The organism is Nonomuraea sp. IBHARD001 (assembly GCF_056106265.1).
In genome coordinates this window covers 5163519-5178047 of the sequence record NZ_JBWBBW010000002.1, presented here as the reverse complement: position 1 = coordinate 5178047, position 14529 = coordinate 5163519, and the positions used below count along the sequence as shown (strand labels likewise).

General features: G+C 72.7%; 15 protein-coding genes. 7 read left to right on the top strand and 8 right to left on the bottom strand.

Annotated elements, in window-relative coordinates:
• Window positions 1-20 precede the first annotated feature (20 nt).
• The 7 genes from ACTWNK_RS25650 to ACTWNK_RS25620 form a co-directional block, all read right to left on the bottom strand.
• Window positions 21-593: a hypothetical protein gene (locus ACTWNK_RS25650; RefSeq protein WP_474307075.1), complete on the bottom strand. Its 573-nt coding sequence runs from the start codon at window positions 591-593 to the stop codon at window positions 21-23.
• Complete coding sequence (locus ACTWNK_RS25645; RefSeq protein ID WP_474307074.1) at window positions 590-1708, bottom strand: hypothetical protein; 1119 nt, start codon at window positions 1706-1708, stop codon at window positions 590-592. Before ACTWNK_RS25645 ends, ACTWNK_RS25650 begins: the two co-directional genes overlap by 4 nt.
• Before the next feature lie 39 nt (window positions 1709-1747).
• Window positions 1748-2143 (bottom strand): FixH family protein, encoded by a 396-nt coding sequence (locus ACTWNK_RS25640; protein WP_474307073.1) that lies wholly within the window; start codon window positions 2141-2143, stop codon window positions 1748-1750.
• Window positions 2140-3618: a hypothetical protein gene (locus ACTWNK_RS25635; protein ID WP_474307071.1), complete on the bottom strand. Its 1479-nt coding sequence runs from the start codon at window positions 3616-3618 to the stop codon at window positions 2140-2142. The genes ACTWNK_RS25640 and ACTWNK_RS25635 overlap by 4 nt, the downstream gene beginning before the upstream one ends.
• A gap of 103 nt (window positions 3619-3721) precedes the next feature.
• Window positions 3722-4375 (bottom strand): response regulator, encoded by a 654-nt coding sequence (locus tag ACTWNK_RS25630; RefSeq protein WP_474307070.1) that lies wholly within the window; start codon window positions 4373-4375, stop codon window positions 3722-3724.
• Window positions 4372-5565 carry a sensor histidine kinase gene (locus tag ACTWNK_RS25625; RefSeq protein WP_474307069.1) on the bottom strand — a complete coding sequence of 398 codons (1194 nt, stop codon included), beginning with the start codon at window positions 5563-5565 and terminating at the stop codon, window positions 4372-4374. Before ACTWNK_RS25625 ends, ACTWNK_RS25630 begins: the two co-directional genes overlap by 4 nt.
• 9 nt (window positions 5566-5574) lie before the next feature.
• Window positions 5575-6069, bottom strand: coding sequence for a MarR family winged helix-turn-helix transcriptional regulator (locus tag ACTWNK_RS25620; protein WP_474307068.1), 495 nt, complete (start codon window positions 6067-6069; stop codon window positions 5575-5577).
• 103 nt (window positions 6070-6172) lie between these two features.
• Between ACTWNK_RS25620 and ACTWNK_RS25615 the strand changes: the two genes are divergently transcribed.
• Window positions 6173-7189, top strand: coding sequence for an LLM class flavin-dependent oxidoreductase (locus tag ACTWNK_RS25615; protein ID WP_474310979.1), 1017 nt, complete (start codon window positions 6173-6175; stop codon window positions 7187-7189).
• 10 nt (window positions 7190-7199) lie between these two features.
• Here the strand turns inward: ACTWNK_RS25615 and ACTWNK_RS25610 are convergent, their stop codons facing one another.
• A complete protein-coding gene (locus ACTWNK_RS25610) occupies window positions 7200-8372 on the bottom strand; it encodes a thiolase family protein (RefSeq protein WP_474307067.1) in 1173 nt (390 codons plus the stop codon).
• Window positions 8373-8460: 88 nt separating this feature from the next.
• On the opposite strand from ACTWNK_RS25610, the gene ACTWNK_RS25605 reads away from it, so the two are divergent.
• The 6 genes from ACTWNK_RS25605 (at window position 8461) to ACTWNK_RS25580 (ending at window position 14385) form a co-directional block, all read left to right on the top strand.
• Window positions 8461-8970, top strand: a complete 510-nt coding sequence (locus ACTWNK_RS25605; RefSeq protein WP_474307066.1) for a winged helix-turn-helix transcriptional regulator — start codon at window positions 8461-8463, stop codon at window positions 8968-8970.
• 71 nt (window positions 8971-9041) lie between these two features.
• The gene (gene entS / locus ACTWNK_RS25600; RefSeq protein WP_474307065.1) at window positions 9042-10292 is read left to right on the top strand and encodes an enterobactin transporter EntS; all 1251 of its coding nucleotides are present in this window, start codon (window positions 9042-9044) and stop codon (window positions 10290-10292) included.
• A 198-nt stretch (window positions 10293-10490) separates the two neighbouring features.
• Window positions 10491-11486, top strand: a complete 996-nt coding sequence (locus tag ACTWNK_RS25595; RefSeq protein WP_474307064.1) for an ABC transporter substrate-binding protein — start codon at window positions 10491-10493, stop codon at window positions 11484-11486.
• A 24-nt stretch (window positions 11487-11510) separates the two neighbouring features.
• Window positions 11511-12347: a siderophore-interacting protein gene (locus ACTWNK_RS25590; protein ID WP_474307063.1), complete on the top strand. Its 837-nt coding sequence runs from the start codon at window positions 11511-11513 to the stop codon at window positions 12345-12347.
• Complete coding sequence (locus tag ACTWNK_RS25585) at window positions 12344-13372, top strand: FecCD family ABC transporter permease (RefSeq protein WP_474307062.1); 1029 nt, start codon at window positions 12344-12346, stop codon at window positions 13370-13372. Before ACTWNK_RS25590 ends, ACTWNK_RS25585 begins: the two co-directional genes overlap by 4 nt.
• On the top strand, window positions 13369-14385 hold the full coding sequence (locus ACTWNK_RS25580) for a FecCD family ABC transporter permease (RefSeq protein ID WP_474307061.1): 1017 nt from the start codon (window positions 13369-13371) through the stop codon (window positions 14383-14385). The genes ACTWNK_RS25585 and ACTWNK_RS25580 overlap by 4 nt, the downstream gene beginning before the upstream one ends.
• Window positions 14386-14529 lie beyond the last annotated feature (144 nt).

The window sequence follows — 14529 nt, the reverse complement described above, 5'->3', positions numbered from 1 at the left end:
TGGCCGGGCGGCACACGAGCCTATAGGGAGCGCCGGGCGCGTCCTTCGCGCCGCCACGCGACGGCGATGAAGCCCACCAGTCCGAGCAGCGGCAGCGTGCTGACCGACCAGCTCAGCAGCAGCGGCGGCCCGGGCTGTTCGAGTACGGCCAGGCGCTTCAGCTCGCCCGTGCCCCGGCCCTGCGGCCCGTCGACGGCGAAGCGCAGCGTCCAGTCGCCCTCGGTGGGCAGCGCCCTGATGTCCAGGCCCCACACCTCGCGCTTGCGGGGATGCCTGGCCAGCGGCTCGCTCTCCTCGTGCCCTGGACCGGCGACGGTGAGCACGCCCGACTTCCCGGCGATGCCGCCGTCCACGGTGAAGGTGAAGTCGAGCGAGCGCAGCGCCCGCAACGGCCAGGTGCTGAAGCCCACCGTGATGGCGTACGGCCCCGCGGTGAGGCGCTCGGTGTGCACGGTGCCCACCGGCTGGTAGTCGCCCGCCGGAGGAGCGGGAGCGGGAGTGGGGGAGGCGGCGGCGGGCGAGGCGGGCAGGCCGAGCCCGAGTGCCGCGGCCAGGCCGAGTGCGAGCGCCTGGCGGAGCCATGTGCGCCTCATGCCGTCACCGGCCCGGTGGACAGGGCGCGCAGCAGCCGCCCGAAACGCGCGCCGACGAAACCGGCCACGGCCCCCGCGACCGCTCCCGCGAGCCCGGTGGCGACGAGGGTGGCGGCGGCGGGCAGCGCCTGGCCGTACACGAACACGTACTGCACCGGTTGCAGCGAGACCAGCGCCACCCCGCCGATCGCACCGAGCGCCGGTGACAGGAGACGGGCGGGCGCCCCCGTGCGACCGGCGGCCCACGACAGGGTCGCGAGCACGGCGGCGACCAGCACCGTGCCCATCGGGATGAGGGCGGGCATGGTGGGCACACCCGAGACGTAGTCGCGCATCGGCAGGCCGCTGGCGTCGGCGTAGACCACCGTGGCCCACGGCGTGAACCACCACAGCACGGCCTGCACCCCGGCGAGCGCCACCCCGATCACCGGCATCACGCCGGGCCCGCCGGTGAACGACGCGGCGGTCAGCAGCATCGTCACGGTCAGGAACGCCAGCCCGGTCGCGACCGCGTCGACGGGCCCGCCGAACGCCGCCAGCGCCAGCACGGTCAGGGTGTTGAACGCCATCAGCACGCTCGCCCCCAGCACCAGCCCGGCCCGTCCCCGCGTGCCCGCCGCCGCGAACACCATCACCGCCCCGACCATCGAAACGCTGATCGACAGCAGCAGCCCCACGTGCGGGGGCGAGTCGAGCACGGCGTCGAACCCGTAGATCTGGTGCCACCACAGATCCCACAGCCCGTACAGCAGGAACGAGGCGGCCCCCACGCCGGACACCAGGTAGCCGAGCGGCGCGGTGAACCTGCCCCCGAGCACCCGCACGCCGCGCCCGCCCGCCGACGGGTCGGACGTGCGCCCGGCACGCGCCGCCGCCGTCGTCACCAGCACGGCGAACAGGCTGGCCAGCCCGGCGATGGCGCTGCCGGCGTACAGGAACAGGTGCGGCATCGTGAAGAAGGTGTCGGGCCCCACGTCGGTGTGCCACTGCGCGTCCCACGCGAGCCCGGCCAGCGAGATCGCGGTCCCGACGAGGACGGCGACGCCGGGCCACCCCCTGACCCCGCTGGTCCGGGCCGGGGCGACGGCCGCGGCGACTGGTGCGCTGACATGCATGTCGAAGTCCTTTCGATGAGGAAGAGCGGAGAGCGGAGGTCAGGAGACGACGAGGAGCGGGATGACGACGCGCTCGGCGACGCCGTTCAGGGTGAGGGTGACGTTGATCTCCCACACGCCGGGCATCGGCAGCGCGACCTGGGCGATCCGGTAGCGGCCGGGCGCGGAGGCGGTGGTGCTCAGCGGGGCGAGCGCGTGGCCCATGTGGGTCATCACGGGTTCGACCAGCAGGCCGTCGGGCGCGACCGGCCGGCCGCTCCGGTCCTCTACCTCGACCAGCCACGTGCGCGGCCCCTCGACGGTGAGCCGTACGGTGTGCCGTTCGGTCGCGGCGCGGTAGGTGTCGGGGCCGCGAGCGCCTGACGGCCACAGGATCCACACCAGCAGCCCGGCCACCAGCGTCACGGCGACGCCGAACACCGTACGGCCGGTCACGGCGTGCCGCCTTCGCGCACCGGCACGCGCAGCTCCACCGGCACCGTGATCAGCGCGTAGTCGCGCTGGGCCTGGATCCACAGCAGGTAGCGGCCGGGCGCCCCGAAGGCGAACGTGAAGCCGACATCGGGTCCGAAGGCCGCCACGCTCTCGTCGGGCGGGTTCTCCAGCGCGTTGCTGACCGGCGCCATGGCGTGGGCGTGCGCCCAGGTGGTGGCGTTCAGCGCGGCCAGGCCCGTCGGTTCGCCGTCGGGCAGCGGGCCGACGACGATCATGTGGGCGAGCATGCCGAGCCACGGCTGCAGATCGGCCCGCCCGCCGATACGGGCGCGCACGGTGGTCGAGCCGCCGGTCGTGGTGGCCGACACGGTCACGGGCGTCCCGTCCACGACCCTCGGGCCCGGCCCCGGCACGGCGGCCTCCGGCTCCGGGGCTCCGGCGACGGTGATGCCGCCCGGCGCCCTGAGCAGTTGCAGCCCGCCGCCTCGTCTGGACAGCTCGGCCGCGACCGCGTAGCGCCCGGCCTGCGGCGCCACGAAGGCGGCCTGGTAGCGGCCGGGCCCCGTCCTGAACGGGTGCAGGTGCCACAGCCGCCCCGAAGGCCCGACGATCACCAGATGCACGAAGGCGTCGTGGTGCACGAGCAGGTCGTCGACCGGCCTGCCGGTGGAGCCGTCGGTCAGCGTCAGCCGTACCTCGCTCGTCCGTCCCGCCACCGGGCGAGCGGCGTCGAGGGCGAGGACGACGGGCGGGCGCGACCAGCCGGTCGCGGGCACGGCGGGCACGGCGTAGGGGTCTGCGACATTGGCCCTGGTCGGGTCGAGGCGGCTGCCTGGCGGCTCGGGCGGCGGCAGGCTCGACGACAGCACCGCCGCCGTCACGGCCACCGACACCGCCGCCACCAGGGCGCCGGTCGCCACCAGCACCGGCCAGGAGGCGCGCGAGCGCACGGCCAGCACGAGCGAGGCCAGCAGCAGCACACCCGCCGCCGAGAACCCGCCGTAGGCGGCCAGCTCCCACCGCGTCACCACCTTGGCGGGCACCACGAACGGGATGCGCGCGACGCGTGCCCCGTCGTCGACGGCGAGCTCCCACGGGCCTGGCCGGTCCACCCGGAGCGTGCGCCCGTACAGCCCGGCGCTCGTGCCGAGTGCGAGCGGGCCCGCGCTGGTCACCGTGCCGGACGGCGGCAGGGCGTCGTCCGGGCCGCTGTCGGGTCCGGTCGGGGCCAGGCGCAGGTCGAGGCGGCCGGGCGGGGTGCCCTTGTGGGCGACGATCTCGACGCGCAGTGGGCCTGGCACCGCGCCGACCCGGCGGATCAGCACGGTCAGCTCGCGCTCGCCGAGCGACTGCGCCACCTGGATGTCGTTGCCGCTCAGCGCGCCGTCGGCGTACGCGGCGACGGGCAGCACGCCGCCCGCGAGTACGACGAGCGCCACGGCGGCCACGGCTCGGGCGAAAGGTCTGGGATTCATCGAGGGCAACGCTACGAACGCGGCCCCGCCCCGGTCGTCACGGCGAAGCGGGAGCGGCCATCCCCTGTACGGGGGACGCGACCCTGAGGGCCCCGCCCGGGGCTCAGCGGTCGACGAGGCCGTTGCGGTAGGCGTAGACGGCGGCGTGCACCCGGTCGCGCAGGCCGAGCTTGGCCAGCACCCTGGACACGTGCGTCTTGACCGTCTCCTCGCCGACCAGCAGCGTGCCCGCGATCTCGGCGTTGCTCCTGGCCTCGGCTATGAGCAGCAGCACCTGGCGCTCGCGTGCGGTCAGCCGGTCGAGGCCGGGCGCGGCGGAGGGCGTCTCCAGCGTGGTGGCGAACCTGGCGATGAGCCGCCTGGTGACCGACGGGTCGATGAGCGCGTCGCCGCGCGCCGCCACCCTGATCGCCGACATCAGCTCCTCGGGCGGCAGGCTCTTGAGCAGGAACCCGCTCGCGCCCGCCCTGATCGCCCGGTAGACGTAGTCGTCGGCGTCGTAGGTGGTCAGCACCAGCACCCTGGTCGTGTTGCCGGGCGTTCGCATGATCGCCTCGGTGGCCTCGATGCCGTCGAGCCTGGGCATCCTGACGTCCAGCAGTGCCACGTCGGGGCGCAGCCTCGCCACCTCGCGCACCGCCGCGCTCCCGTCGCCGACCTCGGCCACGCACTCCAGGTCGTCCTGGGTGTCGAGCACGGCCAGCACGCCGGATCTGAACATCGCGTGGTCGTCGGCGAGCAGGATGGTGAGCGTCATGTCCGTTCCTCGGAGAAGTCGGCCTCGAACAGCCAGCTGTGCCCGCCGGGCTCGGGCCCGTAGCGCACGTTGCCGCCGAACAGCCCGGCCCGTTGCCGCAGCCCGGCCAGCCCGCGCCTGGCCCCGGCCGTGCCCGGCTGCCGCCGCTCGTGCGGGCGCGTGCCGTTGCGCACCGAGACGCGCACCCCGTCGCCCAGGTAGGTGAGCTCCACGTCGGCCCCGCTGCCGTCGCCGTGCCGTACCGCGTTGGTCAGCGCCTCCTGCACCGCGCGGTAGGCGGCCACGTCGACCGAGCCGGTCAGCTCGCGCGCCCGGCCCCGGGTGGCCAGCCGTACGGGCAGGCCGGCCGTGCGGACGCCGTCCAGCAGGGACTCCAGGTCGTCGAGTCCGGCCTGGCGGCCCGCGCCGCGCCCGCCGTCGCCGTGCAGCACGTCCAGCAGCCGTCGCAGGTCGGCCATCGCCGCCCTGCTGGCACTCTCCACGGCCGACAACGACCGCTGTACGGCGGGCACCGGCTCGGCGAGGCTCAGCCTGGCGGCCCCGGCGTGCACGCCGATCGTGGCGACGTGATGGGAGATGACGTCGTGCAGGTCTCGGGCGATGGCGGTGCGCTCACTGGCCACGGCCCTGCTCACGGCGGTGCGCTCGTCCCTTCGGGCCTGTTCGGCCGCGTGCTCCAGCTCGTCGATGTAGGTGCGCCTGGCCATCGTCAGCCTGCCGACCAGCCAGGGCAGCACGCCGCTGGTGATGGTGACGACCGCGCTCATCCGCCAGTCGGGTATCTCGCTGCCCTCGATCCACGGATTGACGGCCAGCCCGACCATGAGCAGGACCAGCGCCGTCCAGGCCACGGGGGTACGCAACCACGACCCGGCCAGGAAGGCGGCGACCACGAGCCCGGCGTTGTTGATCTCACCGACGCCGGGAGGCCCGCTGCCCGCCAGCAGCGGCACGATCGCCGCCACGGCCGCGTGCACGCTCACGATGAGCAACGTCAGGCGGGGCGGCGCGGCCAGCAGCAGGTCGACGGGGACCAGCAGGGCCATGAGCAGCCAGAAGGCGGTGTCGTCGTGCGGCCGGGTCAGGATCAGGGTGAGCGCGTCGGCGACCACGCACATGACCGCGACGGCCACCGTCTGCACGGTGATCGTCGCACCGGGCGCGGCAGGCCTGCGAAGGGCGGGTAACACAGCGGCGTCTCAGCAGTCGCCGGGTACGGCGGGCACGGGCGGCCCGGCCGCGCGCAGGCGCTCCAGCATGGCGGCCGAGATCCCGGTGAGCGACTCCAGCTGCGCCCGGTCGAGCGGGTCGAGCAGCCACTGCCTGATGTGGGCGGCGCGCAGGGGCACGGCGCGTTCGATCGCCTCGCGGCCTTCGGGCGTCGCCGCGATCACCGAGCCGCGTGCGGACTCGGCGCTGCTCTCCCTGCTGATCAGGCCGCGCCTGGCCATCCTGGTCAGATGGTGGTGCAGCCTGCTCTTCTCGAACTGCGTGACGCCGCTCAGCTCGTAGGCGCGCAACCTTCCGCCGGGTGCGCGCAGCAGCGCCGTGAGGATGGCGAGATCGGGCTCCGACAGGCCGGTGTCCTGCTGGAGCTGCTGGGCGAGCCTGCGCCAGAACAGCACCTGCATGTCGAAGAAGGCGCTCCAGGCACGGTCCTCGTGCTCGTCGAGCCAGTCGCTGATGTCGTGCATGGCTTGATCTTATGAGCAGCCAGGTGAGTTGACATATCACCTCGAACGGCTTCATTGTTCGGTTGACACATCAACTCATAAGACAGGGGACCCCGTGAAGTTCATGCTGCTTCCGCACGTGCCCGACCAGGGCCGATCGCACGAGGCGCAGCTCAACGAGCTGGTCGAGCTGGCGGTGCTGGCCGAGGAGCTCGGCTTCGACGCCTACGGCATCGGCGAGCGGCACGACAGGCCCGCCGTGTCGTCGGCGCCGCCGGTGCTGCTGGCCGCCGCCGCTGCCCGTACCTCGGTCATCAGGCTGTTCACCGCCGTCACCACGCTCGGCATGCTGGACCCGCTGCGCGCCTACGAGGACTACGCCACGCTCGACAACCTCGCGGGCGGGCGGCTCGATCTCATCATCGGCAAGGGCGGCTACCCGCGCAGCTCGAAGCTGTTCGGCGCGACGCCGGGCAACCAGTGGGCGCTGCTGCAGGAGAACTACGAGCTGTTTCGCCGGTTGTGGAGCCAGGAACGGGTGAGCTGGCAGGGCGCGCTCGGCCGCAGCCTGGACGAGGCCGAGCCGCTGCCCAGACCCCTGCAGAAGCACATCCGCGTCTGGCACGGCAGTGCGAGCAGCGAGGACTCGGCCGACTACGCCGCCAGGCACGGCGACCCGATCTTCTCCTCCAACGGCAGCGGCCCACCGGAGCGCTACGGCAGGCTGATCGAGCACTACCGGCAGCGCTTCGAGGCACACGGCCACGACCCGAAGGACGCCCTCGTCGGCGCCGGTACGGCGGGCTACTACGGAGCGCGCAGCTCCCAGGAGGCGATCGAGCGCTACCGCCCGGTCTTCGAGGCCAGGCTGGCGGTGAACAAGGCATACGACGGCGCCTCGATCGGCTACGACAGCGTCGAGGACTGGATCGAGCACAGCTCGGTGCTGGTCGGCAGCCCGCAGCAGATCATCGACAAGGTGCACGAGCAGCACCGCCACTTCGGCCACGAGATCCTGCACATCCACGTCGACGAGGCCGTGCTCGGCCGCGAGGACTTCCTGGGGACGCTGGAGCTGTTCTTCGCCGAGATCGCCCCCGTCCTGCGCAGGGAACTGCCCAGCAGGCCGCTCGCCGGGTGAACCCGGGCGCTCAGCCGAGTCGCTCCAGCACGGTCGCGTTGGCCAGGCCGCCCGCCTCGCACATCGTCTGCAGGGCGTAACGGGCTCCGCGCTGGTGCATGGCGTTGACCAGCGTCGTCATGATCCGGGCGCCGCTGGCCCCGAGCGGATGACCGAGTGCGAGCGCGCCGCCGTTCACATTGACCTTCGCCGGGTCGGCGCCGGTCTCCCGCTGCCAGGCGAGCACCACGCTCGCGAACGCCTCGTTGACCTCGAACAGGTCGATGTCGCCGAGCCCCAGCCCGGCTCGGCGCAGCACTCGCTCGGTGGCCGGGATGACGCCGGTCAGCATGAGCAGCGGATCGGAGCCGGTCACCGCGAAGGAGTGCAGCCTCGCCAGCGGGCGCAGCCCGAGCTCGGCGGCCTTCTCACCGGTGGTGATGAGCAGTGCGGCGGCGCCGTCGTTGATGGGGCTGGAGTTGCCCGCCGTCACCGACCAGCCGATCTGCGGGAAGCGCTCGGCGTGGCCCGGGTCGGCGAACGCGGGCCTGAGCTCGGCCAAGGCCCGCATCGAGGTGCCCGGCCGTACCGACTCGTCGCGTGCGTGCCCCGCGACCGGTGTGATCTCGGCCTCGAACAGCCCCGCCGCGTGCGCCGCCGCCGCCTTGGCGTGCGAGTCGACGGCGAAGGCGTCCATGCTCTCGCGCGACAGCGACCACTTGGCCGCGATCAGCTCGGCGCTGATGCCCTGCGGCACCAGCCCTTCGGGAAAGCGCGCCGCCACGCCAGGGCCGAAGGGATCCGCGCCGGGCGGCACGTTCGACCACATCGGCACGCGGCTCATCGACTCCACCCCGCACGCCACCACCAGGTCGTAGGCGCCCGAGATCACCCCCTGTGCGGCGAAGTGCACGGCCTGCTGCGAGGAGCCGCACTGCCGGTCGACGGTCACGGCCGGGACCGAGTCGGGGAACCCGGCCGCCAGCCAGGCGTAGCGCGTGGTGTTCATGGCCTGCTCGCCGACCTGGTCGACGCAGCCGCCGATCACGTCGTCGACCAGCGAGGGGTCGACGCCCGCCCGTTCGATCAGCGCGCCGAGCGTGTGGGCGAGCAGGTCGACGGGATGCACCGCGGCGAGCGCGCCGCCCGGCTTGCCCTTGCCGATCGGCGTGCGTACGGCCTGCACGATGACGGCGTCACGCATGGCTGCCTCCAGGGCGCTGAGTTGGAAAACTGGATGCACTGTAACTCGGAGCGTTTGGATTTCCAACGCGTCGCTTTAGGATGTGAGCATGCCCACATCCCGTCCCTGCTCCGCCGCCGAGGCGTTGAGCGTCGTGGGGGAGAAGTACGCCCTGCTGGTGCTGCGCGAGACCTTCCTCGGCGTGCGCAGGTTCGACGCCATCGCCCGCAACACCGGCGCGCCGCGCGACGTGCTGGCCGCCAGGTTGCGGCGGCTGGTCGAGGCCGGAGTGCTGGAGAAGGTCGCCTACCAGGAACGGCCGACCCGCTACGAGTACCGGCCGACCGAGGCGGGCCTGGAGCTGCAGGGCGTGCTGCACCTGCTGCGCCAGTGGGGCGACCGGCACCTGGTCGAACGGCCGCCGACGGAGTTCGGGCACGCGTGCGGCTCGGCGCTCGACCCCGTGCTGGTGTGTCGCTCGTGCGGCGAGCAGGTGGAGCACGGCTCGGTGACGGTGTCGGTCAAGGCGGAGGGCTGGACGGTCAAGGGGCCGGTGCCGGTGCCGGTGCTGGTGCCGGTTGATGCGGAGGGGCGGGCGGTCGAGGGGGTGGTGAGGTGAGCGGTTGACTCGGGACCTCTGGGCTGAGATCTTAGGCAAGCCTTACCTAAGAGATCTTCCGGAGGTGCCCGGTGCGACCACGTGATCTGATGCTCGACCTCGGGCCGCTGCGCACCAGTCCCGGATTCAGGGCGCTGTTCATCGCCCGAACGGTCTCGCTGCTCGGCCTCGGCATGGTCGCCGTCGCCCTGGCCGACCAGGTGTTCGACCTCACCCGCTCCTCGCTCGGCGTCGCCACAACCAGCGTCATCCTGTGCCTGAGCATGCTGATCGGCTCGCTGGTCGGCGGCGTGCTCGCCGACCGGGTCGACAGGCGGCTGCTCATCGTCGTGGCCAGGGCCGCGGCCGGGCTGGCCTTCGTCGCGCTCGCGATCAACGCGTTCTCCGGCGAGCCGAGCCTGGTCGTCGTCTACGTGTGTGTGGCCTGGGACGGGCTGGCCAGCGGGATCAGTGTCACCGCGCTGATGGCCGTCATGCCCGCCCTGGTCAGGCCGGACCAGCTGCCCGCCGCCGGGGCGCTGCTGTCGATCACCGGGGAGATCGGGGCGATCGTCGGGCCCTTCCTCGGGGGAGTGCTGCTGGCCTCCTGGGGGACCGGGCCCGCGTACGTGGTGGGCGCGGTGGCCACGGCCGTCACGACCGTGCTCGTCGCCAGGGTGCGTGATCTGCCCGCTGTGCCTCCGCATGAGGGCAGGGGTGGGTTCGCGGCGCTGGCCGACGGGTTCAGGTTCGCGGTGCGGGAGCGGGTGGTGGGCGGGGTGTTGCTGCTCGGGAGCGTGGTGGCGGTGTTCGGGGTGCCGGTGGCGCTGTTCCCCGAGATCGTGGCGACCAGGTTCGGCGGCGAGGAGATGGTGCTCGGCCTGCTCTACACCGCTCCGGCCGCGGGTGCGCTGCTGGCCTCGGCGGCCAGCGGGTGGATCGGGCGGCTGCGTTCGCCCGGTGTGGCGCTGCTGGTGGCGGCGATGGCCGGAGGGCTCGGCGTCATCGGGTTCGGGCTGAGCGGGAGCCTCGGGGTGGCGCTGTTCGCACTCGGGATCGCCGGGGCCGCCGGGGTGATCTTCGAGGTGCTGGAGTACGCGCTGATCCAGCACCACACGCCCGACGGACTGCGTGGCCGCATCACCGGCGTCCTGACCGTGCAGGGCACATCGGGCGAGATCGTCGGCAACACCGAGGCGGCCGTGGTGGCCAGGCTGTTCAGCCCCGGCGGGGCCGCGGTGGTCAACGGCGTGGTGTGCGTCGTCGTCGCCGGGGTGGTCGCGGCAGCCCTTCCGGCGGTACGCAGGGCCAGACTGCCCAGGGCCGAGGCGTCGGCCGGATAGACGGGGCTGCCTGAGGTCGAGGCGTCGCCGCCGGGTTGCTCAGTGCTCAGGTGTCGGATGGATAGGGAGGAACGGCTTGGTCGGGGTGTGAAGCGGATCCCCGTGACGTGGGGTGAAGGGGTGGGATTTTTCGGTTGTTTTGACATCTGACCTGCGCTCCGCCATTTTAGGTGAGCCTTGCCTAAGTAATGGAGTGAGATGAGTTCCAACCTGCTGCGCCGTGGTCTGCTCGCCGGTGTTTCCGTACTCGCCTTCGTGGCCCTGACCGCGTGCGGAGGCGGCACCTCGGCCGCGCCCGCCGCCACCGGTGCGCCCGCGCCCGAGAGCAGCCAGGCCGCGCCCGCCGAGCGGGTGATCGAGGCGACCAACGGCAAGATCACGGTCCCGGCCGGCGTCGAGCGCATCGTGTCGATCTCCTACGCCACCGGCGCCCTGCTCGACCTCGGCGTACAGCCGGTCGGCACCAGCGCCATCGACGAGAACAACCCGATGGAGCTGCTGCCCTCGCAGACGGAGGCGGCGGGCAAGATCGAGTCCATCGGCTCGGGCATCGAGATCAATATCGAGAAGGTGGCCTCGCTCGCCCCCGATCTGATCATCGTCGAGGGCGCGACCGCGTTCGACTGGGGTGTCAAGAAGCTCGAAGGCATCGCCCCCACCCTGTACTTCGGCATCGAGACCCCCGTCGACCTGCTCAACGCCCAGGAGAAGATCGCCCAGGCGGTGGGCAAGGAGGCGGAGTTCGCCAAGCTCAAGGGCGAGTACGACGCCAAGGCCGCCTCGATCAAGAGCACCTACGCCGACAAGCTGGCCGCGACCAAGTGGGCCATCGCCTCCTCCTACGGCGGCGGCGAGTTCCTCGTCGACACGCGTACCTCCTGGGTCGGCCGTGTGCTCGCCGACTCCGGCGTGAGCTTCGCCAAGGCCGCAGACGACGGCAAGGAGCACGAGGTCACCTACTCCGACGAGAAGATCGGCGTGCTGGCGGACGCGGATGTGATCCTGGTGCCGAAGATGTTCGCGACCGGCAAGGTGCCGCAGGAGACCCAGGACCTCATCGCCAAGCCCGCCTTCAAGCTGCTCAAGGCCGCCAAGTCCGGCAAGGTGCTGCCGATCACCTACGCCACCACCGACAGGTACGGCACCTCGGTCGACCTGCTGAACCAGCTCGAAACCATCCTGAAGGGCCTCTAGCCCGACATGCCTGAGATGCCTGAGATGCCTGACATGCCGAACAGGACGGCGACACCGCCGAAGATGGCGATCGTGCGCCACCCGCTGACCTACCGCCTGCTCGACGTCAGGCGCGTACGGCGGATCACCCCCTCCATGATCAGGGTCACCCTCGGCGGCGACGCGCTGGCGGGCTTCTGCGAGCAGGCGCCGACCGATCACGTGAAGCTCTGCTTCGCCGAGCCGGGCGCGGGACTGCCCGTCGAGCCCGTCATCGAGAACGACCAGTGGATGGACGCGCCCGTCGAGCCCATCACCCGCGACTACACCGTGCGCCACCACCGCCCCGACGTGCTCGAACTCGACGTCGACATGGTCGTGCACGGCGGGGGCGTCGGCTCCACGTGGGCCGAGGCGGCCGAGCCGGGCATGCGGATCGGCGTGCTCGGGCCGCGTGGCTCCGAGGTCGTGCCGCTCGTACACGACTGGTACCTGCTGGCCGCCGAGGAGACCGCGCTGCCCGCGCTCGGCCGCTGGCTGGAGGCGCTGCCCGAAGGCGTCAAGGTCGTCGCGTTCGCCGAGGTGAGCGGTCCGCAGGAGGAGCAGGAGCTCACCACGGCCGCCGACCTCACCCTCACCTGGCTGCACAGGGGATCGGCCGAGCCGGGCACGACCGACCTGCTGGAGCGTGCGATCAAGGACACCGTCCTGCCGGGCGGCATGGGCTACGCCTGGGTCGCGGGCGAGGCGCACACGCTCAAGCCGATCCGCCGCTACCTGCGCCAGGAGTGCGGCCTGGCCAAGGAGCAGGTCGACGTCGACGGCTACTGGAAGCGCGGCACCGCCGACCACGACCACCACGAGGACGACGAGCACGCGTGAAAGCTCCCGCCAAGCCTGCGGCGCCGCCCGGCCTCGGCCTGTTCGGGGGGCTGCTGGCCGGGCTGGGCGCGGTGGCGCTGCTGGGCGTGGCCGGGCTCGCGATCGGCGCCAAGGCCATCGCGCCCGGCGACGTGCTGCACGCCCTGTTCACCCACGCGCCCGCCGATGACGACTGGATCGTCGTGCACACCTCACGCCTGCCCAGGACGCTGCTCGGCATGGCCGTCGGCGCCGCGCTCGGCCTGGCCGGGTGCCTCATGCAGGCGCTCACCCGCAACCCGCTCGCCGATCCGGGCCTGCTGGGCGTCAACGGCGGAGCCGCCGCCATGGTCGCGGCGGGCACGGCGCTGTTCGACCTGCGATCCTTCACCTCCTACGTCTGGTTCGCCCTGCTGGGCGCGGCGCTCGCGGCCGTGGCCGTCTACGTGCTCGGCAGCCTCGGCGCCACCAAGGCCACCCCGGTACGGCTGGCCCTGGCCGGAACGGCGATCACGGCCGTGCTCACCTCGTTCGTCAGCGGCCTCATCCTGCTGGACCCGCTGACGCTCAACAGGTTCAGGTTCTGGCAGATCGGCACGTTCGGCGGGGTCGGCGGCTCGGTCGCGCTCCAGGTGCTGCCCTTCCTCGCCGCCGGTGCGCTCATCGCGTTCGGGCTCGGGCGCTCGCTCAACGCCCTGGCGCTCGGCGCCGACACCGCACGCGCGCTGGGGGCCGGGCCCGCCCGTACGACCGCGCTGAGCATGCTGGCCGTCACGCTGCTGTGCGGGGCCGCCACCGCCGCCGTCGGGCCGATCGCCTTCGTCGGGCTCGCCGTACCCCATGTCGTGCGGCGGGTGGCCGGGCCGGATCTGCGCTGGGCGCTGCCGTACTCGGCGGTGCTCGGGGCGGTCGTCGTGCTGGCCGCCGACATTCTCGGGCGGGTCGTGCTCCATCCGGAGGAGTTGGAGGCGGGCGTGGTCACCGCCTTCCTCGGCGCTCCGCTGTTCATCGCGCTGGTGCGGCGCAGGAAGATCGCTGAGCTGTGAGACACAGGACGAAGCAGGGCCTGCGCTCGGCCGTGGTGCTGCTGGCGCTCGGCCTCGTACTGGCCGCCGTGGCCGCCTGCACGCTGGCCAGCGGCGACTACGTGCTGCCGATCGAGGACGTGCTGCGCGTGCTCGGCGGCGCGGGCAAACGCGCCCAGCGCTACATCGTCATGGAGGTACGGCTGCCGCGTCTGGTGGTCGCGGTGCTCGTCGGGGCGGCGATGGGGGCGGCCGGAGCGCTGTTCCAGAGCCTGGCGCGCAATCCGCTCGGCAGTCCCGACGTGATCGGGTTCACGGTGGGCTCGGCGACGGGCGCACTGCTGGCCATCATGATCGGCGGCGGCGGTGTGGCCGTGGTCGCGGGCGGCTCGGTGGCCGGAGGGGCGCTCACCGCCGCGGCCGTCTACCTGCTGGCGTGGAACGGCGGTATCCGGGGGTACCGGCTGGTCCTGGTGGGGATCGGGGTCAGTGCGCTGCTGTCGTCGTTCAATGCCTACCTGCTGGCCAAGGCGTCCTTCGGGGACGCGCAGAGCGCCTCGGTGTGGATGGTCGGCAGCCTGAACGCCCGTGGGTGGGAGCAGGCCTGGCCGTTGCTCGGCGTTCTGCTCCTGCTGTTGCCCGCCGCCCTGGCCCTCAGCGGGCCGCTGCGCGTCCTCGAACTCGGCGACGAGGTGGCGACCGGGCTCGGCGTGCGGATGGAGCCGGTCAGGGCGGGTGTGATGGTGGTCGGCGTGGCCCTGACGGCGAGTGCGACCGCGGCCGTCGGTCCCGTCGCCTTCGTCGCGCTCGTCGCCCCGCAGATCGCCAGGCGCCTGACCCGGGCGCAGGGGCCGAATGTGGGCGCCTCGGTGCTGGCCGGTGCGCTGCTGCTGACGGCGGGCGACCTGGCCGCCCAGCGGCTGCTCGCGCCCACCCAGCTGCCGGTCGGCGTACTGACCGGAGTGGCGGGCGGGTGCTACCTGGTGTGGCTGCTGGCCCGTGAATGGCGTGCCGGTCGTGCGGTGACCGCCTGACGCGTGGGGGGAGTGAACGGGGGGCTTACTCAAAGAAGCTGTGTGTAGTGGGCTGGTTACTCTATGCTTTTCATGTGGCAACGAGTCGGGGGTGTTGCCCGCGTGGAGTGCGGCCAAGGCCTGGTGGAGGGGGTCCATCGGGCC